This window comes from Rathayibacter sp. AC451 (assembly GCF_979253095.1).
This window is the reverse complement of the sequence record NZ_CEEDBD010000001.1, coordinates 2559501-2585203: the sequence shown is the minus strand read 5'-3', so window position 1 is coordinate 2585203 and position 25703 is coordinate 2559501. Positions and strand designations below refer to the sequence as shown.

The window sequence follows — 25703 nt, the reverse complement described above, 5'->3', positions numbered from 1 at the left end:
CATCGTACGAAGTTGCACAACGCTGTGCAAGATAGGAGAGGCGATCCCCGGCCCCGCACAGGGGACGGGGTTAGCCTGGACACATGAACGGCGAGAACCTGCTGGGCCCCGAACCGACCCTCCTCCCCGAGGACCCCGCGGTCACCGCGGCCCTCGCGAAGCACGCGACCCCGGGAGCCGTCGAATTCGCCGCCCTCGCTGCGGCCCACCCGCGCTCACCGCTGGCCTGGGCGCTGCTCGCCGACAGTGTGTGGGGCATCGACGCTGCCCTCCCCTCCTACGCCTACGCGCGCGTCGGCTACCACCGCGGCCTCGACCTGCTCCGCGGCGCCGGCTGGCGCGGCCAAGGCCCCATCCCCTGGCGCCACGGCCCCAACCGCGGCTTCCTCCTCGCCCTCTACGCCCTCCGCCGCGCCGCCGAATCGATCGGCGAGACCGAAGAGGTCGACCGCCTCACCACGTTCCTCCAGCAGGCCGACCCCGCCGCGATCCCCGAGATCGAGCGGTACCACGAGGACGCGTTACCCCCCACCGCCTCCATAGTCATCCTCGGCGCAGACTGATCGGCGCCCGGTCACGGTGCTCGCGGCGTTGTCGTCGGGCGCCGTAGCTCCGCTACGACTTCCTCCTCCGCCTTGCGATCACCGCAACCGGACGCCGATCAGTCCCCCCTCCTGGAGAGGAGGGGCGCCGTGCCTGCGGCACGAGCGGACGGGGGCCGTGCCTGCGGCACGAGCCGGTCGAGGTGCCGTGCCTGGGCACGAGCCGGTCGAGGGGCCGTGCCTGCGGCACGAGCGAGGGGCCGCTTCTCGGATATGCCGTCCCCTTGCTGGTCGAGTAGCCCCGCAGGGCGTATCGAGACCCGCGTCCGCCGGAGGGCGGTGTCAGCGGCGGCGCAGGGTCGCGGACGTGGCCAGGGTCAGGAGGGCGCCGAGGGCGGCGGAGGCCGCGGTCACGGCGAAGCCGGACTGGGGGCCCAGGGACTCGACGGCGAGGCCGCTCAGGGAGGAGCCGGCGGTGACTCCGATGGCGAGGCCGGTGGGCGGCCAGGCGAGGGCCTCGGTGAGGCGGGCGCGGGGTGAGATCGACTCCACCAGGCTGGAGCCGGTGATGAGCAGCGGCGACGTCGCGAGGCCCGCGACGAAGGCGAGTGCCACGAGGACGGGCAGAGAGCCCGAGAAGACGAGGACCGGCACGACGAGGCCGAACACGACGCCCGCGACGACGAAGCGCGAGAGCGGGCCGCCGGGCAGCCGCGCGGCGCCCACGACGACTCCGGTCAGCACGCTGCCGATGCTGTAGACCGACAGCAGCAGGCCCGACGCGGCGTCGGCGCCCGCGGCCTCGGCCGTCGCGATGGCGGCGACGTTGAACGAGCCGAACACCCCTCCGATCGTCGCGAACACCGCGGTGACGCCGACCAGCGCGAGCGGGAGGCGCACGGCGGCCGCCCTGCTCTCCGGCGTGCGCGCGGCGAGCGGCGGCTGCGTGCGCACCTGCGCGAGGAGCGCCGTGCTGCCGATCACGCCGATCCCGAGGCCGACCAGCACCCCTGCCGCCGGGTGCACGAGCGAGGCCAGCAGGGTGACGATCGGCGGAGCGACGACGAACGCCGCTTCGTCCGCCACCGACTCCACCGAGTAGGCGGTGTGGCGGAGGCCGGGGTCCGAGGTGGCCGCACTCCAGCGCGAGCGCACGGCCGAGCCGATGTCGATGACGGCGAGTCCGGCGAGCACCGCGAGCGCGAACCAGGTCCACACCGGCGCCCCGAGCAGCACGGCGGCGACGAGTCCGAGCGAGGCGGCGACCAGCACCGGGAGCGACAGGGCGAGCGCGCGGCGCTGGCCCCAGCGGTCCATCACCCGCGACCAGACCGGGCCCGCGGCGGCGAGCGAGAGGGTCAGCGTGCCCGACACCGCGCCGCCGAGCGCGTAGCTGCCCGAGACATCGGTGACGAGGACCAGCACGCCGATCGCGAGGCTGCCCTTGGGGAACCGGCCGAACCAGCCCGAGGAGGAGAAGGCGAGCGATCCGGGGAGGGCGAACGCCTGCGCGTAGCGGCCCGCCGCACGGCCGAGCGCCGAGGACCGCGGCGCGGAGGGAGCGGCGGACGAGGAGGGCGCCGAGGAGTCAGGCATGCGTCGGTTTCCGATTCCGGCCGACCGAAAGCGGAGGCGCTCCACTGGCTGCTCGGACGACCCGGCGAGTCTACCGGCCGCCTCCACGACGCCTCCGGATGCGTCGACGCCCCGTCTCGCGGCACACTTGCTCCGTGGATCCCGACGCGCTCGAGCAGCTCCTCTCCGACCTCCCCGGCGCCGAGCCGGGGTTCCCGTTCGGGCCTGGCACCCGCGTCTGGAAGGTCGGCGGCAAGGTCTTCGCCCTCGAGTCGGAGCTGCAGGGCCGCGCCTGCATCAGCGTGAAGGCGCTGCCCGAGAACGTCGTGCACCTGGTCGCGGGCGCCGACGGCGTCGGTCCGGGGTACCACCTCAACAAGACCCACTGGGTGACGGTCGACCTCGACCGGGTCGATCCTGGGCTCGCCGCCGAGCTGGTGCAGGAGTCGCACGCGATCATCGTCGCGAAGCTGCAGCCCCGCCTCCGCCTCGCCCTCGACGGCACCGCGAGCGGCTCGCTCTCGGAGGACGTCTGACGCGCTGTTGCGCCGTGTGACGCGGCCGGATGCGGGCCGCCGCGCGGCGATCTAGCGTGGCTGCACCCACCCGCTCCCCCGAGAGGACGCGCCATGCCACCCCGCACCCGCCTGCAGTCGACGGTCGAGACCGCCTGCGAGCGCGGGGCGATGTGCGTGCACGACCGGGCCAGGCCACGGGCTCGGCGCACTGCAGCTGCGTCTGGCGCGCGCCACTCCGGGGGGCTGGGCCGACGCGCTCGTCACCGCGGTCGACGGGGACGGCTGGATCTCGCTCGAACTCTGGGAGTCGGGCGGCGTCGAGCGCGTCTGGCACCACGCGGAGGCGGCGCTCGCCGTCGGCGCGCCGGTGTCGCTCCACGTGCGCTACGGCGTGCTGGCCTCGGGCGCACTGCAGATCAGCGTCGCCCGCGGCTGACGCTCAGGCCGGCATCGACGCGAGCATCGCCTCGCACGCCGACGCGCAGTCCTCGCACGCCATCGCGCAGAGACGGCAGGTCTCGCTCATCTCGGCGTGGGAGGAGCACTCGGCGGCGCACGCGCGGCACATCGCGAGGCACGCCTCGAGCATCGGGCGCAGCACGGCGGCGTCCATGCTCTTCGGGCGCATCATCATGCGCATCATCGCGAGGCACACGTCGGCGCAGGTGGCGCACATCGACGCGCACCGGCCCATGCCGTCCATCGACGCCATGGCGTCCGAGCACATCGTGCAGGCCTGGAGACAGGCGGAGCACGCGTCGATGCAGGCCTGCATCGCGGTCGTGTCCATCGTCGCGGCGTCGGCCATCGGCATGGCCTTCATCATCTCGTCGGTGCTCATGTCGCTTCTCCCTCGATCGGGGCGGTGCGGAGGCACGTCCAGCGGGCGTCCGCGGTGGCTGCCTCCGATGCTAGGCCGGTCGACTCCTCGCGTCACCCCCGCCGAGGCGCTCGCCCGGACGGATCCGTCACCCCCTGCCGAGGTGCGCGCCTGGACGACGCGAGGCCCCTGCCGGAGCAGAGGGCCTCGCGGGGCGGTTCGATCCCGCGGGTCAGATGCCGTACGACTCCAGGTACGCGGCGGTGTCGTGCCAGCCCTCGACCGCGAAGCACTCGACGCCCATGGCCTTCACCGGGTAGTCGTTGCCGTCGGGGTCGAGGCGGTCGCCGACGAAGATCATGTCGTCGAGGGGGATGCCGGTGAGCTCGGTGAGCTTGTTCATGCCGTAGGACTTGTCGATGCCCTTGCGGGTGATGTCGACCGAGGTGGAGCCGCCGGAGCGGACCTCGAGGTCGGGCAGCACGGCCTGGACGGCCTCGCGGAGGGTGTTCTTCTTCTCGCCGGTCGGGTCCCAGGCCTGCTTGACGGGGACGGGCGCCGCCTGACCGAGGGCCGAGAAGGTGATCTGCGACTCGCGGTCCTCGAGGATCGGGCCCCAGGTCTCGGACTCCCAGTAGCCGAGCTCCTTCGCCTTCTCCTCCACGGCCGCGAGGGCGCGGGACTTCTCGTCCTCGGTGAGGTTCTCGGCGTAGATCTGCGTCCAGTCGCCGCTCTCGAAGCGGTAGTACTGGGTGCCGCAGGTGGGCATGAGGTGGAGCTTGGCGAGCGCCTCGGGGTCGGCGCCCTGGAGGCGGTCGAGCACCTGCATCCGGAACTGACCGATCTGCCCGCCCGAGATGATGCAGACCTCGGTCGCCTTCAGCAGGCGGACGAGGAGGTCGGCCATCGCCGGGTCGACGGGGGACTTCGAGGCGGCGAGGGTGTCGTCGAGGTCGAAGGCCATCAGGCGGGGCAGGGTGCTCATGGGTCTCGTTTCACGGTCTGCGGACGGGGCGGTATAGAGGATACGGGGCGGCGCCGGAACGCGCGTCCGGCGGGACGCGCGACTGCTCGGGGGCGAGTGCGGCGAGCCGGCGGGCGGTCCTCCCGCCGAGGAGATCGCCGTCCGAGCGCAGACTGGGGGCATGCCCGACTCGCCGTCCCCCGCCCGCCGAGCGCGGCGCTCCGTTCCGCGCACGTTCGCCCGGATCCTCCTGGGCCTCGTGCTCGTCTTCGCGGGGGTGGGCCACCTGACCTTCGCGCGCCAGGCGTTCCAGGCGCAGGTGCCGCCGTGGCTCCCGCTCGATCCGGATCTCGTGGTCGTCGCCTCGGGAGTGGTCGAGATCGCGCTCGGGTCGGCGCTCGTGCTGCTGGCCCGGTGGCAGGTGGTCGTCGGAGTCGTGGTCGCCGCGTTCTTCGTCGCCGTGTTCCCGGGCAATGTCTCGCAGCTCGTCACGCGGACGCCGGCCTTCGGGCTCGAGACGGACGCTGCGCGTGCGATCCGCCTCCTCTTCCAGCCGCTGCTGGTGATCTGGGCGCTCTGGTCGACCGGCGCGTACTCGGCGTTTCGGTTCCGCCGGCATCGACCCTGACGCCTCACCGAGGGAACCCCGGTCGGTCGACGGAACCCGCTGTTCGAGGCTCCCTCGACGGGTCGGGGTTCCCTCGCGGAGTCGGACGGGGGCTCAGCCGCCCGACGACCGCGCCAGGTACGCGGCCTCGGTGCGCGTCGCCGCGCCGAGCTTGCGGAGGATGTTCGAGACGTGCACGCTCGCCGTCTTCACGCTGATGAAGAGCTCCTCGGCGATGGCGCGGTTGCCCAGGCCCTGCGCCACGAGTGCGAGGACCTGGCGCTCGCGGTCGGTCAGAGGCTCCGCGCCGCCCGGAGCGGCGCCGGCGCCCACGACGGGATCGCCGCGCCCGAGGCGCCGCTCGAACCGGTCGAGGCCGTCGACGAGGAGCCCGAGCCCGGCGCGCTCAGCGATGACGCGGGCCTCGCGCGCCTCCCGCTCGGCCTCCTCGCGCCGACCGGCGGCCGCCAGCGCCTCGGCGAGGCGGAGCCGCGAGTAGGGGAGCAGGTGCACCTCCGCGGTGTCCGCCTCGTTCGCCGTGGCGGCGGCCGCCCAGGCGGCGGGGTCGTCGCCGGTTCCGGAGGCGCCGCTCAGCTCTGCCTCGATCACCGCGATCAGCGCGGCACCCGTCGGCCAGAGGGCGGCCGTCGCGAGGATCTCGCGCAGTCGCGCCTCCGCCTCCATCCGCTCGCCCCGCTCGTCGAGGAGCCCGACGCCCTCGCGTCGGGCGGCGGCGATGATGCGCGCCACCACCACGAGCAGGAAGAGGTCGGCGGAGGGGAGGGGGCGGTGGCCGGGTCCGATGGCGTCGCGGACCTCGGCCCACGCGGCCGCGACGTCGCCGTTCTCGAGTGCGATCGCTCCGGCGACCTTGGCCAGACCGACGAGCGAGAGCCGCTCGGTGCGCAGCTGACGGCTGAGCTGCTGCCGCCACCGGGCGAGCAGGGACGCCGCCTGCGCGGGATCACCGCGCCAGAGCACGATCCAGATCTTGCGGCGCTGGAGGTGCGCCGCGAAGCCCAGCGGGGCGTCCAGCTCGAGCGCGCGGTCGAGCAGCTCCTCGGCGCGGCGCCACTCGCCGGTCGAGGCGAGTGCATCGGCCGTGTTGGCCATCAGCATCGCGCCGAGGGTGCGCGCGACCCCGTGCCGCCGGGCGTGCTCGGCGCCCTGCTCACCCGCGGCGATCGCCTCGCGGAACCGCCCGAGGAGCGAGAGGGCGTCCGACAGGTTGAGCCAGTACCGCAGGCGGGCGGAGTCGTCCTCGCCCGCGAGGGCGCCGGCCAGCTCGAGCTGCTCCAGCCCGTCGTCGGTCCGGCCGAGCTCGACGAGCGCCATGCCGCGGATGTTCGCCGCGACGCTCCTGCGCCCCTGCGAGCCGACCGCCTCGGCCTCGGCGGACGCCGCATCGGCGACCGAGACCGCCTCGACGAGATCGGCCTCGAGCATCAGCCGGGCGGCCAGCTCGCCCAGGATCCGCGCGCGCAGCACGCTCGGCTCACCGCCCTCGAGCAGGGCGAGCGCCTCGCGCAGCAGGGCGACGGAGCCGACCTGACCGAGGTTGGCGAGGTAGGACGCCTTGTCGCGCAGGAGCGTCGCCCGGCACGGGGCGCCCAGGCCCTGGATCGCGAGCGCCTCGTCGACCAGCGCGACCGCGCGCTCGCTCTCGCCCGCGTCGCGGAAGTGGTGGGCGGTGGAGCCGAGGAGGTCGGCTCGATCGCGCCCGTGCGACCCGGCTGGCACCTGCTCCCACAGCTCGAGCGCGCGCTCGCCCATCCGCGCGGCCAGCGCGTGGGCGAAGGAGGCCCGCGCGTGCGCCATGGCGTCGAGCGAGGCGGCGAAGGCCCGCTCGGAGTCGTGCGCCGCCATCCAGTGGTACGAGATCTCGGAGGCGGCGGCCGGCCCCTGCTCTCGAGGGCCTCGGCGTAGCAGGTGTGCGCCCGCACGCGCTCGCCCGGCAGCAGCTCGTCGTGGATCGCGTCGCGCACGAGCGCGTGCCGGAAGCTGTAGCTGCTGCCGTCGACGACGAGCACGCCGCCCGCGATCGCCTCGCGCGCCGCCGTCTCGACGGCGTCGGCGTCGCCGTCCACCACGGCGATCAGGTCGTGCTCGACGCACGTGCCGCCTGCCGAGAGCGTGCGCAGGATCCTCTGCGTCGGCTCGCTGAGCCCGTCGTACCGGGCGAGGAGGACGTCGCGGAGCGATTCGGGGTAGCACTCGGGCACGTTCGCCGCCTCGGCGCGGGCGAACTCCTCGACGAAGAACGGCACCCCCTCCGTCCGCTCGACCACGAGGGCGAGATCGCGCGGAGCGACGGCCGTGCCGCGGAGGAGGCGACCATCGCCTCGACGCCGCGCCGGTCGAGCCGCGCCAGCTCGCGCCGCTGCACCCGGTCGCTCCGCTCGAGCTCGGGGAGCCAGGCGCGCATCGGATCGCCGCGGCGCAGCTGATCGCTCCGGAACGTGAGGACCACGAGGATCCGGCCGGCGCTCGCGACGCGCACCAGGAAGCGCAGGACCCCGATCGTGGCCGGGTCGACCCAGTGCAGGTCCTCGACCACCAGCACGATCGGACGCAGCCGCGACGCGGTCTCGAGCGCCACCGTGACCGCCTCGAGCACCGGGGAGCGGCCGCCGCCGGTTCACCGCTCGCGGGCAGCTCGGGGAGCAGGATGCGCAGCCCCTCGGCCGACGGACCGGCCATCGCCGCGAGCTCGTCGGAGCCGACCACGCGCGCCAGCTCGCGCAGCGGTGCGGTGATCGGGGCGTAGGGAGGGGCGTCGCGGTCGAGATCGACGCACTGGCCGCGCAGCACGAGCGCCTCGGCCGGAAGCCGCTCGGTGAACTCCGCGACGAGCCGGCTCTTGCCGATGCCGGCCTCGCCGCCGACGACCACGGTCCGCGCCCCCTCGACGAGCATCCGCTCGTAGGCGCGCCGGAGGGCGGCGAGGTCGTCGTCCCGTCCGACGAGGACGGACGGAGAGGGGGGAAGGGGCATGGGAGTCATGGTGCCAGCGGACGCCGACACCGGAGGGGTCCGATGGCGTGCGATGTCGGTTTCCCGCGGGTCCTCGACCGGAACCCGGCGCGCGGCACTTCAGGCGCCGGCGTGATGGGCCCGGTGCGCGAGCGCGCGGCGCAGGATCGCACGGAGTCGCGGCCGTGCGGGACGTGCTTCACGACGCTCCCGGCGGACCCGCTCGTGCTCGAGCTCGCGTTCGAGGCTGCGCTCGCGCTCCTCGAGCAGCGCGGGGAAGGAGTACTCGCTCAGCATCATCTCGGTCCTCTCGTCGTCGTGGGGACGACGCTCCTACAGGACCGGTGCCGAGGGCATCGGGCGGTCGCCCTATCCCGGGCGGTGCTCGGCGCGTCCGGTCTGAGGCGGGAGGGGATCGGCGCGCTCCTGCGCGGGCAGAACCGGCGGAGCAGTCGCGCGGATCCGCGCCGTTCCGGGCCGGGACGGGGATAGGGCGATCGCCCGATGCGCGGAGGGTGGGCTCGGGCGGACCGTTGTCGCAGGGCGCAGAGCACGCCCGGTGCAGAGCAAGGAGTTCGAGATGGTCTTCCTCATCGTCGTCGCCGCCGTCATCGTCTGGGCGGTCGCCGCGGCCGTCGTCGCCGTCCTGCGGGACGGTCACGGCCCCCGGCCGACATGGACGGGCACCGAGCGCATCGTCGCCCGCCGCTGAGGCGGCCCGAGCCGGACGGTGTCTCACGAGGCGGAGCCCGGCCGGCTCGCTCGTGCACGGGTTTCGGCTCGCGGAACGACGTCCGGCTCGCGGAACCAGGACGATTCCGCGAGCCGGACGCGATTCTGCGAGCCGGAGGTGCCGCTAGGCGGTGCGACGACGGCGCAGCACCGTCAGCGCCGCTCCCGAGAGCAGCAGCACGAGTGCTCCGCCGAGGAACCCGGACGCGTCGGCACCGGTGTTCGCGAGCGAGCCGTTGTGGCCCCCTCCCGTCACCGGCACCGCCGTCGCGGTGGGCTGCGGCGACGGAGCGATGGTCGGCTGCTCGGTCGGCGTCGGGGTGCCCGGCTCGGTCGGAGCGGGGACGACCGGAGCCGCGACCGACGTCAGCGACCAGTTCGCGTCGAAGAAGTCGGCCTGGTCGATCACTCCGCGCGCAGTGGCCCAGTCGATGAGCAGCTGACGGATCTCGAGGCGCTCGTCGTAGACCAGCGGAGCCGCGGCGACGGCCGGGTAGGCGCCTCCACCGCTCTGGCGGTAATTGTTGACCGCCATCACGAAGACGTCGTCATCGGCCACAGGGGTGCCGTCGGGGTGCGCGAGGTCGCGGATCCGCGAGCCGGCCGGCTGCGAGATGTCGATCACGTAGTCCACGCCCGAGAGCGCGTCGTAGTTGTAGTCCGGGATGCCCGTGGGCCGGTCCTCGGTGACCGCGTTCGTGCCCGTGGCCGGATCGAACGGGGCGCCGGGGGCGACCTGGGTGAAGTACCGGGCCGAGAACTCGAGGTACTCGCGCACCTCGGCACCCGTCATCTCGACTCCGCGCAGGGTGTTCTCGTAGATGTAGAGACCGGCGATGTCGCGGATGGTGACCTGCCCCTTCGGGAAGACCGCGGTGCGCGAGAACGGCGAGGCCTGCGAGATCACCGGGACGTCCGCCCACTCCGTGCCCTCGAGCGCCGTGTCGACGGTCTCGGCCTGGACGTTGTTGATGAAGTCGATGATCGGGGTGTCCTCGTAGCGCGAGGTCTCGGCCGAGAGCTCCTCGAGCGACTCCGCGACGGGGGTGTTCACGTAGTCGATGGTCGTCGCGTGCTGCTCGGCGACCGCGTCGAGGACGGCGGCCGACTCCTCCGGGATGTCGCGCGCGTAGACGGCTTCGGCGACGGGCGCCTCGCCCTCCGACCAGTCGACCTGCAGGTCGCCGGCGGCGTCGGGCACCAGGTTCAGCGTGACCTCGGTCAGGCCCTGCGCCCAGTAGTAGGGCTGCGTGACGAGCACCTGCTCGCCGGCGACGTTCGTGAAGAGCGTCTGCGGCACGTCCTGATGGCTGTGCCCGGCGACGAGCACGTCGATGCCGGGGACCTGGGTCGCGATGTTGTTCACGACGTCCTCGTTGAGGTCGGCCGGGTCGTAGTCGGCGTCGGCGACGGTGCCCTGACCGGTGTGCGCGAGCACGACGACCACGTCGGCCTCGGCCTGCACCTTCGGGACCCACTCCTTCGCGGTCTCGACCATGTCGCGGAACTCGAGCACGCCGTCGACGTACTGCTTGTCCCAGACGCGGACGCCCGGGGTGACGAGGCCGAGGACGCCGACCTTCACGGTCTCGCCGTCGATCTCGCGCTCGATCACGGTGAACGGCCTGTGGTACGGATCGCCGGTGGCGACGTCGACGACGTTCGCGCCCAGGAGCGGGGCGTCGAGGTCGTTCTCGTACGCGCTGAGCATGTCGAGCCCGTAGTTGTACTCGTGGTTGCCGACGACCTGGGCGTCGTAGCCGATCGTGTTGAAGGCGGCGGCCATCGGATGCGTCGTCTCGTCCGCGAGGACGCCCGCGGCTCCGTCGCCGAGTCCGTAGTAGTAGGTGAGGGGAGTGCCCTGGATCGCGTCGCCGTTGTCGAAGACCAGGACGGACTCGTCGCCCTTCTCGGCGCGGAGGCGGTCGACCTCGGTCGCGACGCGCGTGAGTCCGAGGGTGTCCTCGCCCTCGTACGGCGCGTTCGCGAAGTAGTCCCAGTTGTAGACGTGGCCGTGGGTGTCGGTCGTCGACACGAGCGTGAGCTCGAGGCCGTCGTCGGTGGTGGCCGCGGTCGCCGAGGGGGCGACGGTGGCCGCTCCGAGGGCGGCGACGACGAGGAGGCTGGCAGCGCGGTATCGGCGCATCGGTGTCCTGTTCGCGTGATGGGTGGAGAGTGAACGTCTTCGAACCTAGGCCGGATGTGTGAACGCGTCATTACGTGTTCGAGAGCATTGCTCGGCAATGCGGTCGGCCCGCGGTCCCCGGAGCGGTGCCGGAGCCGCTCCGCTAGAATCGAGCGGCTGGTCGCGCAGAAGCGGCATCTCGATGCCGGGCCGGCCCGCCGAGGCCCGGTGGACCCGAAACGGGCCGGGCGCCCACCTCCCCGTCGAGAAGGACACGCCATGCCAGCAATCGTCATCACCGGCGCCCAGTGGGGCGACGAGGGCAAGGGACGCGCCACCGACCTCCTCGGCAGCCGCGTCGACTACGTCGTCAAGTTCAACGGCGGCAACAACGCCGGCCACACCGTCGTCGTGGGCGACGAGAAGTACGCGCTGCACCTGCTCCCCTCGGGCATCCTGACGCCGGGCGTCGTCCCCGTCATCGCGAACGGCGTCGTCGTCGACATCGAGGTGCTCTTCCACGAGCTCGAGGCGCTGAGCGCCCGCGGCGTCGACGTCTCGAAGCTGCTCGTCAGCGCCAACGCGCACGTCATCACGAGCTACCACCGCACCCTCGACAAGGTGACGGAGCGGTTCCTCGGCAAGCGCCAGATCGGCACCACGGGCCGCGGCATCGGCCCCGCCTACGCCGACAAGATCAACCGCGTCGGCATCCGGATCCAGGACCTCTTCGACGAGAACATCCTGCGCCAGAAGGTCGAGGGCGCCCTCGACCAGAAGAACCACCTGCTGGTGAAGGTCTACAACCGCCGCGCGATCCTGGTCGAGCAGGTCATGGAGGACCTGCTGCAGTACACCGAGCGCCTGCGCCCCATGGTCGCCGACACCTCGCTCGTGCTCGCCCAGGCGCTCGACGCCGGCAAGACCGTGCTGTTCGAGGCGGGTCAGGCCACCATGCTCGACGTCGACCACGGCACCTACCCGTTCGTCACGTCCTCGAACGCGACCTCCGGAGGAGCGGCCACCGGCTCCGGAGTCGCCCCCAACCGCATCGAACGCGTCATCGCGGTCATCAAGGCGTACACGACCCGCGTCGGTGCGGGCCCCTTCCCGACCGAGCTCTTCGACGAGTGGGGCGAGTACCTCCGCAAGCAGGGCTTCGAGTTCGGCACCACGACCGGCCGCCCGCGCCGCTGCGGCTGGTACGACGCCCCGATCGCCCGCTACTCCGCCCGGATCAACGGCGTCACCGACTTCGTCCTCACCAAGCTCGACGTGCTCTCGGGCCTCGAGACGATCCCCGTCTGCGTCGCGTACGACGTCGACGGCGTGCGCCACGACGAGGTCCCGGTCTCGCAGAGCGACTTCCACCACGCGAAGCCGATCTACGAGGAGTTCCCCGGCTGGCAGGAGGACATCACCGGCTGCCGCACGTTCGCCGATCTCCCGCAGGCCGCGCAGGACTACGTCCGCGCGCTCGAGGCGATGAGCGGCGCGCGTTTCTCGGCCATCGGAGTCGGCCCGGAGCGCGAGCAGGTCGTCGTCCTGCACGACCTCCTCGACTGACCGGGTCAGAGGCGGTGCAGGCCGCGTGAGATCGCGGTCACGATCGCACGCTCGACCTCCGGCCACCGCGTCAGCACCTGCGCTGCGGAGAAGCGGAGGGTGACGTAGCCGTCGACCGCGGCGGCCGTGTCACGGCGGCGGTCGTTCTCGAAGTCGTGCGTCGACCGGCCGTCGAGCTCGACGATGAGGCTGCGGCCGATCAGGAGGTCGACCCGTCCGACGCCGGGGATCCACGCCTGTGCGACGGCGGTGATACCGAGCAGATGGAGCCGCCAGCGCGCGAGGGACTCGAGACCGCTCTGGGCGTCGTCGCGGCAGAAGTCGAGCACCTCGTGGAGTCGGACCGGGCAGAGCCGTCGCAGCTCGACGAGATCGTCGCGGGAGACGAGACGCTGCTCCCTCGCCGACTCGACGGCGACCAGCATGTCCTCGACTCCCACGGAACGTCCGAGCTGCAGTAGCGAGTGCGGGGGAGAGACGCGCAGGGGCTCGTCGTCGGGCCACGCGGGATCCCAGTGGAGCCGGACACCTCGGGGTGCGCCGATCCGGGCAGCGTTCGGCACGACGTGCACGTGGAGCTGCGGTGATCGCAGGACCCACAGCCCGTGGGACCGCGCCGCATCGGTCGCGCCGAGCCTGCCCCCGATCCGGAAGGCCGTGAGCACCTCCGGAGGCAGCCGAGGAGAGGCGTACTGCCCCCGGCGGCCCCGCACGAGCGCGCCGTCGGCGACGGCGGCGGCGAGACGGCGGGTGCTCATCCCCGATTCGACCAGTGCCGCCCGACTGGCGGTGCCGCCGTGGCGGAGCAGTACCGCTTCGATGTCCATGGGCGGAGTGTCGCGGAGGAGAGCCGGACCAGGAGTGCACGGCCTGGTCCCTCGGCGCGGATCTCCTGGGTGGGAGGGCTGGGGAGGAGTGCCGGCGCTCGGGTCGCGTTCACAACGAAGGAAGGATCTGCAGGCGGCGGCGGGGCGGCGGGGTTCGCAGGCCCGGCAGACCAGTTCTTCCTTCGTTGTGAACACGAGTGGACCCGGGCGGGGCATGATCGGCGGATGCAGATCTACGCCGACCTCCCCGCCGTGCGCGCCCGGCAGATCACGGCCGACGCCCTGGCGATCGCCGTCGCCGCCGTCGCGATCGCCGCCGGCATCGCCGTCGGCAGCCTGATCGCCGGGCTCGCCGAGATCGGCCGCCGCCTCGGAGAGCGCGGGCAGCGGCTTCGGCTCGACGATGACCGACGCCGGATCCACGCTCGGCGGCATCCCGCTGCTCGGCGACGCCGTGCGCGCGCCCTTCGACGAGGCGAGCGGAGCCGCCTCCGTGCTGGCCGCCGCAGGACGCGATCAGCAGCAGCTCGCGGGAGCCCTCGCGATCGTGGCGGGCCTCGCGGTCGGTGGACTGCCCCTCCTGCTCCTGGCGGTGCTCTGGCTGCGCCCGCGCCTGCGCTTCGCCCGGCGCGCCGCCGAGCTCCGAGCCCTCGGCGCCACCCCGGCGGGCGGCGAGCTCCTGGCGCTGCGCGCGCTGACGGAGGCGACCCCGCGCGAGATCCTCGCGGCCCACCCCGACGCCGTCCCCGGCTGGCGCACCGGCGACCCCGCCGCGACGCAGGCGCTCGCCGCGCTCGCCCTCCGGCGCGCGGGGCTGAGCCCCCGCTGATCCGCCCGGGAGCACAGAGGACCATTCCCCGTCCCCCGCAGGGATGACCTCCCGACCACCCCGGGGCGACGCCCGCGACGGGACCCGCTCCGTAGCGTCGAGGACATGCAGAACCAGACCTCCACCGTTGTGGCGCGCGTCGAGAACGTGCGCAAGCTGTACGGCAGCACGCCCCCCGTCGTCGCCCTCGACGGCGTCACCCTCTCGATCCAGCGCGGCGAGTTCACCGCCGTCATGGGACCGAGCGGATCCGGCAAGTCCACCCTCATGCACGTCCTCGCCGGTCTCGACACGGCCACCGACGGCCGTGTGTTCCTCGGCGACACCGAGATCAGCGGCCTCGGCGACGCCGAGCTCACGCTGCTGCGCCGCCGCCAGGTCGGCTTCGTCTTCCAGGCGTTCAACCTCATCCCCACGCTCGACGTGCGCGGCAACATCCGTCTGCCCTTCGAGCTCGACGGACGCCGCGTCACCGCCGACGAGGAGGCGTGGATCGCGAGCCTCATCGAGTCGCTCGGGCTGCGCGACCGCCTCACGCACCGGCCCTACGAGCTGTCGGGCGGCCAGCAGCAGCGCGTCGCCATCGCCCGCGCGCTCGCCACCCGGCCCCAGCTGATCTTCGCCGACGAGCCCACCGGCAACCTCGACTCCCGCACCGGCCGCGAGGTCCTCACCCTGCTGCGCGCCTCCACCCGCGAGTACGGCCAGTCGATCGCGATGGTCACCCACGACCCGATCGCGGCCGCCTACGCCGACCGCATCGTCTTCCTCCGCGACGGGGCGGTCGTCGACGACCGCCGCGGCATGACCGCGGAAGAGGTCTCGCGCACGATGCTCGAGATGGAGACCGCGGCGTGAGCGGCGTGCGCACGGGCTCGAAGCAGGGCGGAGGCGCGATCGTCACGGTCGCCGCCCTGTCCGCCGCATTCGGCGGAGTGCTCGTCATGGTCGTCGCCGACATGGTCGCCGCGTTCGAGGCCGCCGGCCTGGACGGCATCGAGCAGGCCGCGACGACGCTCGGAGTGGTCGGCGTCGTGTTCTTCGGCATCGCCGTGTTCGTGGGCGGCATCGTCACCTCGAACGCGGTCTCCACGGTGATCGCGGGCCGCACCCGCGAGATCTCGCTCCTGCGCCTGCTGGGAGCCTCCGGTCGCTCGCTGCGCGCCGAGGTCGTGCGCAACGGCCTGATGCAGGGCCTGCTCGGCGCGGTGATCGGCCTCGTCGCCGCGGTCGTGCTCGTCGCGGCCGGTGCCGAGCTCGCGTTCGCCACGGGGACGTTCACCCGAATCGAGCTCCCGCTCGTCTCGCCGGGACTGCTGCTGCCGGCGGTGGCCGTCATCGCGTCGACCGTCATCGCCTCCTGGGCCGGATCGCGCCGCGTGCTCTCGGTCTCGCCGTCCGAGGCTGCGGGCTCCTCCGCCGAGCCGCGCTACGACGAGCTGAGGGGCCGCCGAGGCCGCAACGCCCTGGCGATCGCGTTCGTCGTGCTCGGATTCCTCCTGCTGGGCGCGGGCGTCGTGGTCGGGCTGCTGAGTCCGTTCGGGGTGCTGATCGGCCTGGTCGGCGGCATGGTCTCGTTCTCCGGCATCATCCTCGGCGCGCCGGTGCTGCTGCCTCCGCTGACGTCGCTGGTCGGTCGGGCCTTCGGCGCCGGACCGGTCGCGCGCCTCGCCTCCGCCAATGCGATCAGGAACCCCGCCCGCAGCGCGCGGGCCGTCATCGGCCTCGTGATCGGAGTGACGCTCGTCACGATGTTCGCGGTCGCCGCGGCGACCTTCGCCACCATCATGCGGATGTCCGAGGACATGAGCCCCGAGGTCTTCGAGGCGCTCGACCAGTTCGTCTCGGTCAGCACCGCGATCATGAGCGTCCTGCTCGGCTTCTCGGTGCTCCTCGCCGCCGTCGGCATGGTCAACACGCTCTCGCTCAGCGTGCTCCAGCGACGCCGCGAGCTGGGGCTGCTCCGGGCACTCGGATTCACGGGTTCGCAGGTGCGCTGGATGGTCGTCGTCGAAGCGGCGCAGATGGTGATCGCCGCGGCCCTGCTGGGCCTGGTCCTCGGCGTGGTCTACGGATGGAGCGGGGCGATCGCGATCTTCGGTTCGATGAAGGGCATCGGCCTCGTGCCGCCGACGATCCCGGTGGGGATCCTCGTCTCGGTGGTCGTCGTCGGTGTGCTGATCACGGTGGTCTCGGCGGTGCTGCCCGCCCGACGCGCGACGACCGTCTCGCCGGTCGCGGCGCTCGCCGTGGCCTGAGCGGCACGCGAGGTCTGCAGGAGGGCCGTCGCCCCGGAGGGATCCGGAGCGGCGGCCCTCCGTCGTGCACGGACCGATGGAGCCGGAGTCACACCACCGAGAACCCGGCCGCCAGCCGCTCGCGCCCGCTGACCGCCATCAGGAACTCCTCCGCCCGACCGCCGCGTGCCGCGAGGGACCCGGTCAGCGCACAGCTCGCCTCGACGGCGGGAGCGGGCAGCTCGTGCGGCACGCCGGTCGCCCGCGACAGGTCGATCGTGTGCACGACCAGCTCGAGCACGCGCGTGCGGAGGTACTCGTCGAGGGCGATCGCGTGCGGGCCGATCGCGACCAGGCGACCGGGCCGCTGTTCCGCGAGCAGAGCGGTCGCGCGCCGCAGCGCGTCGCGAGCGGTCTCCTCGGGACGGTCGCCCAGCGCCGTTCCCGCCTCCACTCCTCGTCGTGCGACGGCCGCCGGGTCGCCGACGTTCCCGGCGAGTGCTGCGTAGTAGGCGAGCGCGTCGGGCACCGTCGCTTCGGCGGGCTCCTCGGCGCCGAGGTACGTCTCGACGGTGAGGATCGCGCGCGACGTATGCCCGGCGAGCCCGCGGACGTCCCAGTCGCCGAGTCCGGGGAGCGCCCACTCATCGTCGCCGATCCGCGAGAGCAGGCGGACGAAGGCGGCGACGGAGGTCTCGAACAGCGCGGAGTCGGCCATGGACCCCATGCTGGCACGCGGTCTGGACCACCCGCGGCGGCGGTGGCGACCCCAGAATGGCCGGGTGACCGACTCCGCCCCCGCCTCCCCCCGCCGGCCGAGCCCTGTGCGCCTCCTCGGAAGGACCGTGGTCCTCGAGCCGCTCGCCGACGAGCACCTCGACGGACTGCGCGACGCGATCGCGCGGCCCGAGGTCTTCGCGGGCGGCTACGGAGGAGGGGCCGCCGGCCTGGACCCCGACCCGGTCGCGTTCCGGGCGTTCCTCCTCCGCTACTACCCCTGGGGGACGGGTCTGCCGTACGCCGTGCTGGTCGACGGGCGCGTGGTCGGAGCGACGGCGCTCGCCGACTTCGACGAGACGCGCGAGGCCGCGCACCTGGGCTGGACCGCGTACGCCCCCGAGGTGTGGGGCACCGCGGTGAATCCCGAGACGAAGCGCCTGCTGCTCGGGCTCGCCTTCGACAGCGGCTATTCGCGCGTGAAGCTGCAGGCCGACGCGGCCAACGCCCGATCGCGGGCGGCGATCCTGCGGCTGGGCGCGACGTTCGAGGGGGTGCTGCGGCACGACCAGCGCAGGGCCGACGGATCGTGGCGCGACACGGCGGTGCACTCGATCCTGCGCGAGGAGTGGCCGGCGGTTCGCGAGGGACTGGAACGCCGGCTCACCGCCCTGCGCTAGCAACCGCAGCGCCGCTCCCGCAACCGGTGACCGCTGTCGGAGGAGAGGAGTAGGAAAGAGGGATGGAACGGATTCACTACGCGGGCAGCTCGGTGCTGACCGGCAGCGCCATCGCCCGCTCGCTGGTGCACTACGCCGAGGCGCTCGCGCAGCGGAGGGGATCCGCGGCGGTCCGGATCCCCGTGCGTCTCGAGGACGGTGGGATCGGCAGCGCCGATCTGCTCATCGGCCCCGCCAGCCAGCTCCTCAGCGAGCCCGAGGAGAGCGACGCCGAGGAGATCGTCGACGACGCGCTCGTCGAGCGGATGGACCGCGAGGCCGGTCGACTCGGGGTGTCGCATCCGGTCGCCGAGGCCGACGACGAGATCGTGCGGCTCCCCGACCTGGACCTGCCCGAGTACGACGACGAGGGCCGCTGACATGGCCGCGCGAGGTGCTCTCGGTAGGATCGGCTCCTGCCGCGGGTACCGGAGCGGGAGCGCTGCCCCGGCGTCACCCGGCCCCCACCGAGCACCGCAGGCTGAACGGAGAGTGCCCTGATGGGCCGATTGATCTACGACTCCACCCTGGAGGCCGACTTCGACGACCGCCTGCTGGCGCACCTGCAGATCGTCATCGGGTCCAAGCTCGCACGCAACGAGTCCTTCTACTTCTCGTGGAAGGACTCGCAGGCGGTCGGCGACGGACGCACCTCGATCTGGGTGCACCCCGCGATCCCGCTGCGGTTCAAGTACCACGGGGGCCGCGCGCCCTCGATCAATCCCGAATGGATCCGCCAGCTCCTGGCCGATTCGCACACCGCACACGGTCTGCGCATCAGCGAGGAGCCGAGAGGAGCCGGTCGGCCGAGCGAGGAGCCCATCCTGTGAAGCGCGTCGAGATCACCTACGGCGGATCGCCGTACAGCCTGTCGGACACGACCGCCGAGGCGGTGCAGGCCGACGTCGAGCGCGCGCTCGACGGCGAGGCCTCGCGCTGGCTCGTCGTGAACCAGGGCGAGGGGGAGCCGCGGCAGACGTCGATCCTCATCACTCCCGGAGTCGCGTTCTCGGTCGCCGACGTCGCGCTCTGAGCGCTCGGCGAGCAGCGCATCTTCTGCTGATCGGGTAGGCCGCGCAGCGGCCGTATCGAGATCCACGTCCTCCGGGAGTCGTGGGTCTCGACACGCCCCCGCGTGGCTGCTCGACCCGCAGGGGTCAGCTGCGCAGCAGCGCCGGGAACTCGGCGGGGATCTCGCTCGCGAGGTAGCCGGCGGGGCCGATGCGCTCCGCGAGGCGGGTGTCCGCCTCCGTGTGCAGGTGCACGCCCCACGCCGCCGCGCCCGCTCCGTCGATGCCGCGCGCTCGGAGGCCCGCCGTCGCACCGGCGAGCACGTCGCCGCTGCCGGCCGTCGCCAGCCCCGGGTGCTCGCCCTCGGCGCGCACGAGCACGCCGTCCGGATCCGCGACGACGTTGAAGAGGCTCACGACCGCCTCGTAGCGGCGGGCGATCGCCCTGGCGGCGGTCTCGACGTCCTCGATCTCGGCGCCCAGCAGCCGCTCGGCCTCCGCGGTGTTCGGAGTGATCAGCAGGCGTCCGGCGAGAGAGCGGGCGACGCGCTTCTGACCCGGCAGCACGCCGAGCGGGAACGCGTCCAGGTGCACGGCGGGCACGTCGCGCAGCAGCGGTGCGAGCGCCCGGAGGGTCGCGGCGGTCGCCTTCGGGTCGTCCAGTCCCGGGCCGACGAGGGCCACGTCGGCCGAGGCCAGCTCGCCCTCGAGCGCCTCGAGTCCGCGGCCGGTGATGGATCCGGTGCGCGACTCCTGCAGCGGGACGACGCCGCACTCGGGCAGCGCGACCGCCGTGGCGGAGGCGACGGACTCGGCGACGCACAACGTGATGCGGCCGGCGCCGACCCGCAGCGCCGCGATGCCCGCGAGCAGAGCGGCTCCGGGGGTCTTGCGGGCACCGCCGACGATGACGACGTCGCCGCGGGCGTGCTTGGATCCGGACGGCTCGGGCAGCGGCCAGCGCTGCTCCAGCAGGGCACGGTCGATGGTCTCAGTCATGCGGGTCTCCCTCTCCCTCGTCGCGGTCGTCGTGCCGGGTGACGGGCGCGCCCGTGCGCTCCAGGTGCTCGGTGCTCGAGAAGCGCTCGACGCTCCAGCCGTCGTCGCCGCGCAGGAGCCGCGTCACCGACGCGTTGGCGACCGGGGTGGAGGCGCCGATGTCGAGGAGCTCGCGCTCGGACAGGCCCTCGCAGACGTAGCGGGTGATGAGCACCACGGCGTCGTGGCAGAACAGCACGGCGGGACCGGTGGGCGCGGCGGCGTCGAGGTGGTCGAGGAACGACCGCATCCGCAGGGCGAGATCGGTCCAGGACTCGCCCCCCGGCGGTCGGTAGTAGAACTTGCCGTGCCACTCGCGGCGCTGCGCCTCCTCGGGGAAGCGCTCGCGGAACCCTGCGGAGGTGAGCCGGTCGGCGATGCCGAGGTCGCGGTCGCGGAGCCGCTCGTCGACTCCGAGCGGCAGATCGAGCCCGGCCTCGGCCAGGGCGATCCTCGCCGTCGAGGACGCGCGGACGAAGGGCGAGCTCCAGGCGGAGGCGGGTGCAGCCTCGCCGGCCAGCCAGCGTCCGAGGGCGTGCGCCTGCTCCTGCCCGGCGTCCGAGAGCTCGACGTCGGCGTCGCGGCGGTCGACGGCGATCTCGAGCGCCCCCTGCGCCTCGGCTGCGCTCGCTGCGACGTTGGCGACGCTCTCGCCGTGACGCACCAGGAGGAGCTCGGTCGGTCCGGTCGTTCTCGCGGGGGCCATGACTCCACCCTCCGCTTCCCGGCCCACGCCCGGAAGGGAGTTGCGGGCGGGTCGGAGCGCGCGCTACAGGCGCCCGCCCACCAGGCCCTAGGGTCGTTCTCGTGACTCGGATGCGGACGGCACTGGCGGCGGCGACCCTCCTCGGCGCCCTCGCGCTCGCCGGCTGCACGGACCCCGCTCCCGCCGTTCCGGAGCGGACCGACAGCGCCTCGCTGCTCGGTGCCCGCGACGACGCCCGCGAGCGGTTGCGCACCCTGACCGCCGCGCTCACCGGCCCGCAGGACGACGCGTTCGACTTCGCCCGCGCGGCCGATGCCGCACCCGTCGAAGGGGTCGAGCTGATCGGCATCGAGTCGTACGACGCGCCGAGCGCGGAGGAGCCGTTCGGCTCGCTGTCGTTCCGCACGCCGGTCGACGCGTCCGAGTACCCCGAGGCCGACGACGTGCCCGAGGCCTTCTGCTTCCAGGTCCCCTTCGCGTCGACGGGTGCCGTCGAGGGCGATTTCGCCGCGGTCGAGATCGACTGCCCGGCCGACGCCGTCGTCATCACCCCGCCGCCGACGAGGGCTGAGCTCAGTCCGCCGACACCGCGGTGATCACGGCCGCGAGGGTCTCGGTGTTCCCGAGGATCCGGAAGTGGCCACCGGTCTCGATCCGCACGTTGACCGCGCCCTCGAGCATGCTGCCCTCGGGGATGTGCGGGTCGAAGACGCCGAAGACCGAGGTGATGCGGGCGTTCGCCCCGGCCCGGCTCGCGAGCAGGAGGGTCGTCGCATCGCGGGGCGAGAACGAGCGGAGGCTCTTCAGTACGAGGTAGGGCGCGTAACGCGAGCCGCCGAACGGGGTCGACACGGCGACCATGCGGTCGACGCGGCCGTCGGGGTCGAGCTCGGTCATGACGTACTTGCCGATCAGGCCGCCCTTGCTGTGGGCGACGATGACGACGTCGCGGAGGTCGTGCCGCTCGAGGTAGGCGGCGACGTCCTCCGCGGTGCGCGCCACGGGCCGGCCGTTCCGGCCGAGGTCGTCGAGCACGTGCAGCGGGTGACCGCGCCGGTGCAGCGGATCGATGATCGGGCGGAGGAAGGACCACGTCTCCCAGATCCCGGGCAGCACGAGCACGGGTCGGCGATCGCCGTCGAGGTAGTCGTCGGGGGCGCGTCGCGAGACGAAGCCGCGCACCTGCCAGGCGACGGCGTAGGCGTAGTCCTGGATCCACCAGAGGCCGTCGCGGACGATCCGGTTCACCGGGCGACCTCGACGACGGCGGTGCCGGCGGGCGGCTCGACGGAGGTCTCGGCGGCGGTCGCGGGGGACGTGCCGATCGAGGCGGCGAAGCGCCCGAGCTCGCGGGCGAGCTCCTCGGGCTCCGTGCGCGGGACCACGTGGCGGGAGCGGCCGAGCTCGAGCACGCGGGCGTCGGAGCAGGCGGCGGCGAGCCGTGCGCACCAGTCGCGCGTGCCGATCGGGTCGTCGTGGCCGCGGACGATCAGGACGGGCTGAGCGAGCACCGCGGCCCGGGCGACGATCGGGTGGTGCAGCATCTCGGGGAGTTGGCGGAGGTACCAGCCGATGCCTCCGCGCAGGTAGTCGCCGAGGACCAGCGCGTCCACTCCGATCGGCTCGCCGAGGCAGTCGCGGGCGAGCGCGAGGCCCTGCCGGACTGCTCCGGGCCGTTCCGGATCGACGACGGGACCGATCAGCACCACGCCCTCGACGAGGTCGGGGGAGAGGGCGGCGAGCTCGACGGCGACCTGGGTGCCCATGGAGTGCCCGACGGCGATCGCGCGCGTGACGCCGCGATCCTCCAGCACCCGTGCGACGAACCGGGCGTGGTCGGCGATGCCGACGCGGCGCCGCGGCGAGCGGTTGGCTCCGAAGCCCGCGAGGTCGACGGCGACCACGCGGCCGTGCCGCCGCAGCGGGGCGACCAGGCGCGAGAACGTGCGGTGGGACATCCCGATGCCGTGGAGGAGCACGAAGGTGTGCGGCGCGTCGAGCGAGCCGACGGCGTACGAGCGCAGCTGCACGCCGTCGACCTCGTGATGGACGGCGGAGACGCGGCGGGGCATTGCTCCAGGCTAGGCAGCCGGTGGCTGCGGCGCGGGGGGATGCGCGGGGGCGGTGGGCTGGGGTAGGGAGCGGCGGGGCGCAGCGCTCGCTCCGGAGCCGCGGTGGTAGGTGGTTCCGCTCACCGCGGACGCGAGCGGGAACGGTCGATGATCTCCCTCGGATCCGAGACAACCCCGCCGCGGCGGGCTCGAGGCGGGTCGGCTGTGCACCGGACCCCCCGAACGGGTCCCTCGGGCTGCCTGTGAATCCACCAAGATGAGACGCCTCCCCCGATGGACGCGGTCTCGACGCACTCGGACTCTGCAGGCGCAGCACCACCACCCGATCGCACGCCCTGGAGTCCCGACATGCCCTCGTTCCGTCCTGCCCGCTCGCGGGTCCTCGCCCTCGCCACCGCCCTCGCGGTCGGCTTCGGCGTCCTCGTGGCTCCGGCCGCCGTCGCGGCGGCCGCCGAGCCGCCGACCGCGGTCGCGGGTGCATGGCACACCGAGGAGCCTGCCGCGCGCCTCGCCGCGCCGGAGGCCGCCGCTCCCCAGGCGCTCGCCGCAGTCGCGCCTCCTGCGAACGACCTGCGCGAGAACGCGACGGTCGTCGCGAGCCTGCCGTTCTCGACCTCCAACGCGCAGTACGAAGGCGCGACCCTGTCCGAGGGTGAGGACTCGACGTGTCGGACGACCGATCCGGACTACTCGGAGTTCTTCGAGAGCGGCAACGGCTCGATCTGGTTCAAGTACGTCTCCACGAAGAGGCAGACGCTGACCTTCGGAGGGTCCTCGCCGGGCGGACCGTCGATCGTCAGCGCCTTCGCCGACGGGCCGACGACGGACGCCACCCGGATCAGCTGCACGGAGGTCGGATTCCGCCATGAGAACCACGTGCAGGCGGAAGCCGGCAAGACCTACTTCTTCCAGGTCAGCTCCGAGTACTACTCGTCCGAGGAGCCGGCAGGATTCGCCGAGTTCTTCCTGACCGCCAGTGCCGCGGTCCCGAACACGACCTATTCGACGGCATCCGTCGTCTCGACGCTGCCGGCCACGATCCAGGGCTCGACCGCGAAGGTCGACAACAACTGGTACGAGCCGTACGCGGGGTGCGACTACAACCCCTTCATGGGCTCCGTCTGGTACAAGTACCGCGCGACCTCCAACGGAAGCGTCGAGGCGGACCTCGGAGACAGCTTCTCGCCCGTGAACCTCGGGGTCTACGACTCCGATGGAGTCACTCCGGGCGCAATGCTCGAGTGCCCGTTCCAGTACACGGAGACGGGCAGCACGGGCGAGTACGACTACTCCTTCGACCGAGCTCACGCGAGCTTCGCCGTCCAGGCGGGCAAGACCTACTTCCTGCAGGTCTCGAACTTCGACTTCAACAAGGGTGAGTTCGTTCTGGAGCTGACGAACGTCGGCACCCTCACCTCTCCGACTCCGACCATCACCGGCTCCGGTGCTGTCGGTGACACTCTGACCGCCGTGCCCGGCGCCTGGGGCCCTCAGCCCGTCGCGCTGAGCTACCAGTGGCTGAACAACGGCTACCCGATCGAGGGTGCGACCGGCTCGCAGTACGTCGTCCCCGACTACTCCAGCGGCACCTTGAGCGTCGAGGTCACCGGCACGAAGGCCGGCTACGCGGAGGCGACACGCACCAGCGCCGCCGTCGCCGTCACCCTCGGCTCGCTCACCAACTCCGTGCCGACCGTCACCGGTTCCTCCTCGGTCGGCGGCACCCTGACGGCGAACCCGGGCAACTGGGGCCCGGCGCCGGTCACCCTCTCGTACCAGTGGAAGCGCAACGGCACCGCGATCACCGGTGCCACCAGGAGCACCTACGTCGTCGCGTCGGCCGACTCCGGCACCGCGCTCACCGTCAGCGTGACGGGAACGAAGCAGGGCTACACGACGGCCACCCGGACCAGTGCCGCGGTGCAGGTCGGCCTGCCGCTGATGACGCTGATGCCCACTCCGACGATCTCGGGCTCGACCATCGTCGGCTCGACCCTCACGGCCAACCCGGGCACCTGGGATGCGGGCACCGTGCTCACGTATCAGTGGAAGAAGAACGGCGGGGTCTACCTCTCGGGAGCCACCGCGAAGACCTACGTCCTGAAGGCGGCCGACGCCGGGGCGACGCTCACCGTGTCCGTCACCGGCACCAAGCCCGGGTTCTCGCCCGCCACGAAGACGAGCGCCACGACCGCGGCCGTCACGAACGGCGCCGTGCTCACCGGGCCCATCCCGACGATCACCGGCACGGCGACCGTGGGGCAGAAGCTGACCGCTGTTCCCGGAACCTGGGCTCCCGCGCCGGTGACCCTCGCGTACCAGTGGAAGCGCGCTGGAGTCGCGATCAGCGGAGCCACTGCGTCCACCTACACGCTCGTCGCCGCCGATGCGGGCGCCGCGATCACGGTGAGCGTCACCGGGACCAAGACCGGCTACTCCGCCCTGACGAAGACCAGCACCGCGACCACGGTCAAGGCCGCGCTGCAGACCCTCATGCCCACCCCGACCATCACCGGCACCAAGACCGTCGGCGCGACCCTCACCGCGAATCCCGGCACCTGGGACGCGGGGACCACGCTCACGTACCAGTGGAAGAAGAACGGCGGCACGTACATCACCGGCGCCACCTCGAAGACCTACGTCCTCAAGGGAACCGACGCGGGCGCCACGATCACCGTCTCGGTCACCTCGACCAAGCCCGGCTTCGCGCCGGCGACGAAGACGAGCGCCGCCACGGCGACGGTCGCGAAGGGCACGCTGACCGGCGCGACCCCGACGATCTCGGGCACCGCGCGGGTCGGATACACCCTCACCGCAGCCCCGGGCGCGTGGACGCCGTCACCCGTCACCCTGAGCTACCAGTGGTACCGCGGCACGACCGCGATCACCGGAGCGACGGCGGCGACCTACAAGCTCGTCACCGCCGACAAGGCCGCGTCGATCACCGTCAAGGTCACCGGCACGAAGGTCGGCTACACGACCCTCGTCAAGACGAGCGCGGCGGTCAAGCCGAGCTGATCGACGGAGGCGTGCGCGGCGCGAGCGCGCACGCCTCCGCCCCGCGACCGGCCGGAGCGGCACTCCGACCTGGCGCTCCGGGCCGAGCATCGACCGGTGAGCGGCGCG

27 protein-coding genes and 1 pseudogene are annotated in these 25703 nt (G+C 72.9%); 15 read left to right on the top strand and 13 right to left on the bottom strand.

The annotated features are described in order from the left end of the window. Window positions 1-83: 83 nt before the first annotated feature. Window positions 84-563, top strand: a complete 480-nt coding sequence (locus AC0CID_RS12375) for a DUF3151 domain-containing protein (RefSeq protein ID WP_207403374.1) — start codon at window positions 84-86, stop codon at window positions 561-563. A 321-nt stretch (window positions 564-884) separates the two neighbouring features. On the opposite strand, the gene AC0CID_RS12370 is transcribed toward AC0CID_RS12375, so the two are convergent. Continuing rightward, window positions 885-2138 (bottom strand): MFS transporter, encoded by a 1254-nt coding sequence (locus AC0CID_RS12370; protein ID WP_465227038.1) that lies wholly within the window; start codon window positions 2136-2138, stop codon window positions 885-887. Between the two features lie 134 nt (window positions 2139-2272). On the opposite strand from AC0CID_RS12370, the gene AC0CID_RS12365 reads away from it, so the two are divergent. After that, the gene (locus AC0CID_RS12365) at window positions 2273-2653 is read left to right on the top strand and encodes an MmcQ/YjbR family DNA-binding protein (protein ID WP_465227037.1); all 381 of its coding nucleotides are present in this window, start codon (window positions 2273-2275) and stop codon (window positions 2651-2653) included. Between the two features lie 421 nt (window positions 2654-3074). Here the strand turns inward: AC0CID_RS12365 and AC0CID_RS12360 are convergent, their stop codons facing one another. Together AC0CID_RS12360 and AC0CID_RS12355 are read right to left on the bottom strand one after the other, a co-directional pair. Then, window positions 3075-3476, bottom strand: coding sequence for a four-helix bundle copper-binding protein (locus AC0CID_RS12360; RefSeq protein WP_465227036.1), 402 nt, complete (start codon window positions 3474-3476; stop codon window positions 3075-3077). A gap of 211 nt (window positions 3477-3687) precedes the next feature. Then, window positions 3688-4440: an HAD-IIB family hydrolase gene (locus AC0CID_RS12355; protein WP_465227035.1), complete on the bottom strand. Its 753-nt coding sequence runs from the start codon at window positions 4438-4440 to the stop codon at window positions 3688-3690. 160 nt (window positions 4441-4600) lie between these two features. Between AC0CID_RS12355 and AC0CID_RS12350 the strand changes: the two genes are divergently transcribed. Continuing rightward, entirely contained in the window at window positions 4601-5047 is a 447-nt protein-coding gene (locus tag AC0CID_RS12350; RefSeq protein ID WP_465227034.1) for a DoxX family protein, read from the top strand. Window positions 5048-5140: 93 nt separating this feature from the next. Here AC0CID_RS12350 and AC0CID_RS12345 read toward each other — a convergent pair whose 3' ends face one another. After that, the gene (locus AC0CID_RS12345) at window positions 5141-6892 is read right to left on the bottom strand and encodes a helix-turn-helix transcriptional regulator (protein WP_465228095.1); all 1752 of its coding nucleotides are present in this window, start codon (window positions 6890-6892) and stop codon (window positions 5141-5143) included. 65 nt (window positions 6893-6957) lie between these two features. Between AC0CID_RS12345 and AC0CID_RS12340 the strand changes: the two genes are divergently transcribed. Further along, the gene (locus tag AC0CID_RS12340) at window positions 6958-7473 is read left to right on the top strand and encodes a hypothetical protein (protein ID WP_465228150.1); all 516 of its coding nucleotides are present in this window, start codon (window positions 6958-6960) and stop codon (window positions 7471-7473) included. Window positions 7474-7684: 211 nt separating this feature from the next. Here the strand turns inward: AC0CID_RS12340 and AC0CID_RS12335 are convergent. Both AC0CID_RS12335 and AC0CID_RS12330 read right to left on the bottom strand, forming a co-directional pair. Continuing rightward, a pseudogene (locus AC0CID_RS12335) lies at window positions 7685-8020 on the bottom strand (AAA family ATPase); the annotation flags it as partial. Between the two features lie 99 nt (window positions 8021-8119). After that, the gene (locus AC0CID_RS12330; RefSeq protein WP_465227033.1) at window positions 8120-8299 is read right to left on the bottom strand and encodes a hypothetical protein; all 180 of its coding nucleotides are present in this window, start codon (window positions 8297-8299) and stop codon (window positions 8120-8122) included. A 280-nt stretch (window positions 8300-8579) separates the two neighbouring features. Here AC0CID_RS12330 and AC0CID_RS12325 point away from each other — a divergent pair, with 280 nt between their 5' ends. Then, complete coding sequence (locus AC0CID_RS12325) at window positions 8580-8711, top strand: hypothetical protein (protein ID WP_278250022.1); 132 nt, start codon at window positions 8580-8582, stop codon at window positions 8709-8711. A 144-nt stretch (window positions 8712-8855) separates the two neighbouring features. Here AC0CID_RS12325 and AC0CID_RS12320 read toward each other — a convergent pair whose 3' ends face one another. Further along, the gene (locus AC0CID_RS12320; RefSeq protein ID WP_465227032.1) at window positions 8856-10877 is read right to left on the bottom strand and encodes a bifunctional metallophosphatase/5'-nucleotidase; all 2022 of its coding nucleotides are present in this window, start codon (window positions 10875-10877) and stop codon (window positions 8856-8858) included. A gap of 258 nt (window positions 10878-11135) precedes the next feature. Between AC0CID_RS12320 and AC0CID_RS12315 the strand changes: the two genes are divergently transcribed. Further along, a complete protein-coding gene (locus tag AC0CID_RS12315) occupies window positions 11136-12422 on the top strand; it encodes an adenylosuccinate synthase (RefSeq protein WP_055794202.1) in 1287 nt (428 codons plus the stop codon). Window positions 12423-12427: 5 nt separating this feature from the next. Here the strand turns inward: AC0CID_RS12315 and AC0CID_RS12310 are convergent, their stop codons facing one another. Next, window positions 12428-13249, bottom strand: coding sequence for a type IV toxin-antitoxin system AbiEi family antitoxin domain-containing protein (locus tag AC0CID_RS12310; protein WP_207403384.1), 822 nt, complete (start codon window positions 13247-13249; stop codon window positions 12428-12430). Window positions 13250-13652: 403 nt separating this feature from the next. Between AC0CID_RS12310 and AC0CID_RS12305 the strand changes: the two genes are divergently transcribed. The 3 genes from AC0CID_RS12305 (at window position 13653) to AC0CID_RS12295 (ending at window position 16336) form a co-directional block, all read left to right on the top strand. Next, window positions 13653-14078: a hypothetical protein gene (locus tag AC0CID_RS12305; RefSeq protein WP_465227031.1), complete on the top strand. Its 426-nt coding sequence runs from the start codon at window positions 13653-13655 to the stop codon at window positions 14076-14078. Between the two features lie 105 nt (window positions 14079-14183). Then, window positions 14184-14936 (top strand): ABC transporter ATP-binding protein, encoded by a 753-nt coding sequence (locus tag AC0CID_RS12300; RefSeq protein WP_207403386.1) that lies wholly within the window; start codon window positions 14184-14186, stop codon window positions 14934-14936. Continuing rightward, window positions 14933-16336 carry an ABC transporter permease gene (locus tag AC0CID_RS12295; RefSeq protein ID WP_465227030.1) on the top strand — a complete coding sequence of 468 codons (1404 nt, stop codon included), beginning with the start codon at window positions 14933-14935 and terminating at the stop codon, window positions 16334-16336. The genes AC0CID_RS12300 and AC0CID_RS12295 overlap by 4 nt, the downstream gene beginning before the upstream one ends. Window positions 16337-16424: 88 nt before the next feature. Here AC0CID_RS12295 and AC0CID_RS12290 read toward each other — a convergent pair whose 3' ends face one another. Further along, a complete protein-coding gene (locus AC0CID_RS12290; RefSeq protein WP_465227029.1) occupies window positions 16425-17033 on the bottom strand; it encodes a maleylpyruvate isomerase family mycothiol-dependent enzyme in 609 nt (202 codons plus the stop codon). 64 nt (window positions 17034-17097) lie between these two features. Between AC0CID_RS12290 and AC0CID_RS12285 the strand changes: the two genes are divergently transcribed. The 4 genes from AC0CID_RS12285 to AC0CID_RS12270 all read left to right on the top strand — a co-directional run bounded on the left by AC0CID_RS12285 (window position 17098) and on the right by AC0CID_RS12270 (window position 18784). Continuing rightward, window positions 17098-17712 (top strand): GNAT family N-acetyltransferase, encoded by a 615-nt coding sequence (locus AC0CID_RS12285; protein ID WP_465227028.1) that lies wholly within the window; start codon window positions 17098-17100, stop codon window positions 17710-17712. Between the two features lie 62 nt (window positions 17713-17774). Then, on the top strand, window positions 17775-18131 hold the full coding sequence (locus AC0CID_RS12280; RefSeq protein ID WP_465227027.1) for a hypothetical protein: 357 nt from the start codon (window positions 17775-17777) through the stop codon (window positions 18129-18131). A gap of 120 nt (window positions 18132-18251) precedes the next feature. Further along, window positions 18252-18581 carry a DUF7882 family protein gene (locus AC0CID_RS12275; RefSeq protein WP_465227026.1) on the top strand — a complete coding sequence of 110 codons (330 nt, stop codon included), beginning with the start codon at window positions 18252-18254 and terminating at the stop codon, window positions 18579-18581. Further along, window positions 18578-18784, top strand: coding sequence for a hypothetical protein (locus AC0CID_RS12270; protein ID WP_207403390.1), 207 nt, complete (start codon window positions 18578-18580; stop codon window positions 18782-18784). Before AC0CID_RS12275 ends, AC0CID_RS12270 begins: the two co-directional genes overlap by 4 nt. A 124-nt stretch (window positions 18785-18908) precedes the next feature. Here the strand turns inward: AC0CID_RS12270 and AC0CID_RS12265 are convergent, their stop codons facing one another. Then, window positions 18909-19760: an ADP-dependent NAD(P)H-hydrate dehydratase gene (locus tag AC0CID_RS12265; RefSeq protein ID WP_465227025.1), complete on the bottom strand. Its 852-nt coding sequence runs from the start codon at window positions 19758-19760 to the stop codon at window positions 18909-18911. Next, window positions 19753-20505, bottom strand: a complete 753-nt coding sequence (locus AC0CID_RS12260; protein ID WP_207403392.1) for a histidine phosphatase family protein — start codon at window positions 20503-20505, stop codon at window positions 19753-19755. Before AC0CID_RS12260 ends, AC0CID_RS12265 begins: the two co-directional genes overlap by 8 nt. 101 nt (window positions 20506-20606) lie before the next feature. Here AC0CID_RS12260 and AC0CID_RS12255 point away from each other — a divergent pair, with 101 nt between their 5' ends. Beyond that, a complete protein-coding gene (locus AC0CID_RS12255; protein ID WP_465227024.1) occupies window positions 20607-21101 on the top strand; it encodes a hypothetical protein in 495 nt (164 codons plus the stop codon). Here the strand turns inward: AC0CID_RS12255 and AC0CID_RS12250 are convergent. Together AC0CID_RS12250 and AC0CID_RS12245 are read right to left on the bottom strand one after the other, a co-directional pair. Further along, window positions 21079-21753, bottom strand: a complete 675-nt coding sequence (locus AC0CID_RS12250) for an esterase/lipase family protein (RefSeq protein ID WP_207403394.1) — start codon at window positions 21751-21753, stop codon at window positions 21079-21081. The two genes, AC0CID_RS12255 and AC0CID_RS12250, sit on opposite strands and share 23 nt — an antisense overlap. Next, on the bottom strand, window positions 21750-22577 hold the full coding sequence (locus AC0CID_RS12245) for an alpha/beta fold hydrolase (protein WP_465227023.1): 828 nt from the start codon (window positions 22575-22577) through the stop codon (window positions 21750-21752). The genes AC0CID_RS12250 and AC0CID_RS12245 overlap by 4 nt, the downstream gene beginning before the upstream one ends. Window positions 22578-22925: 348 nt before the next feature. On the opposite strand from AC0CID_RS12245, the gene AC0CID_RS12240 reads away from it, so the two are divergent. After that, window positions 22926-25595: a hypothetical protein gene (locus AC0CID_RS12240; RefSeq protein WP_465227022.1), complete on the top strand. Its 2670-nt coding sequence runs from the start codon at window positions 22926-22928 to the stop codon at window positions 25593-25595. The last annotated feature ends 108 nt before the right edge of the window (window positions 25596-25703 follow it).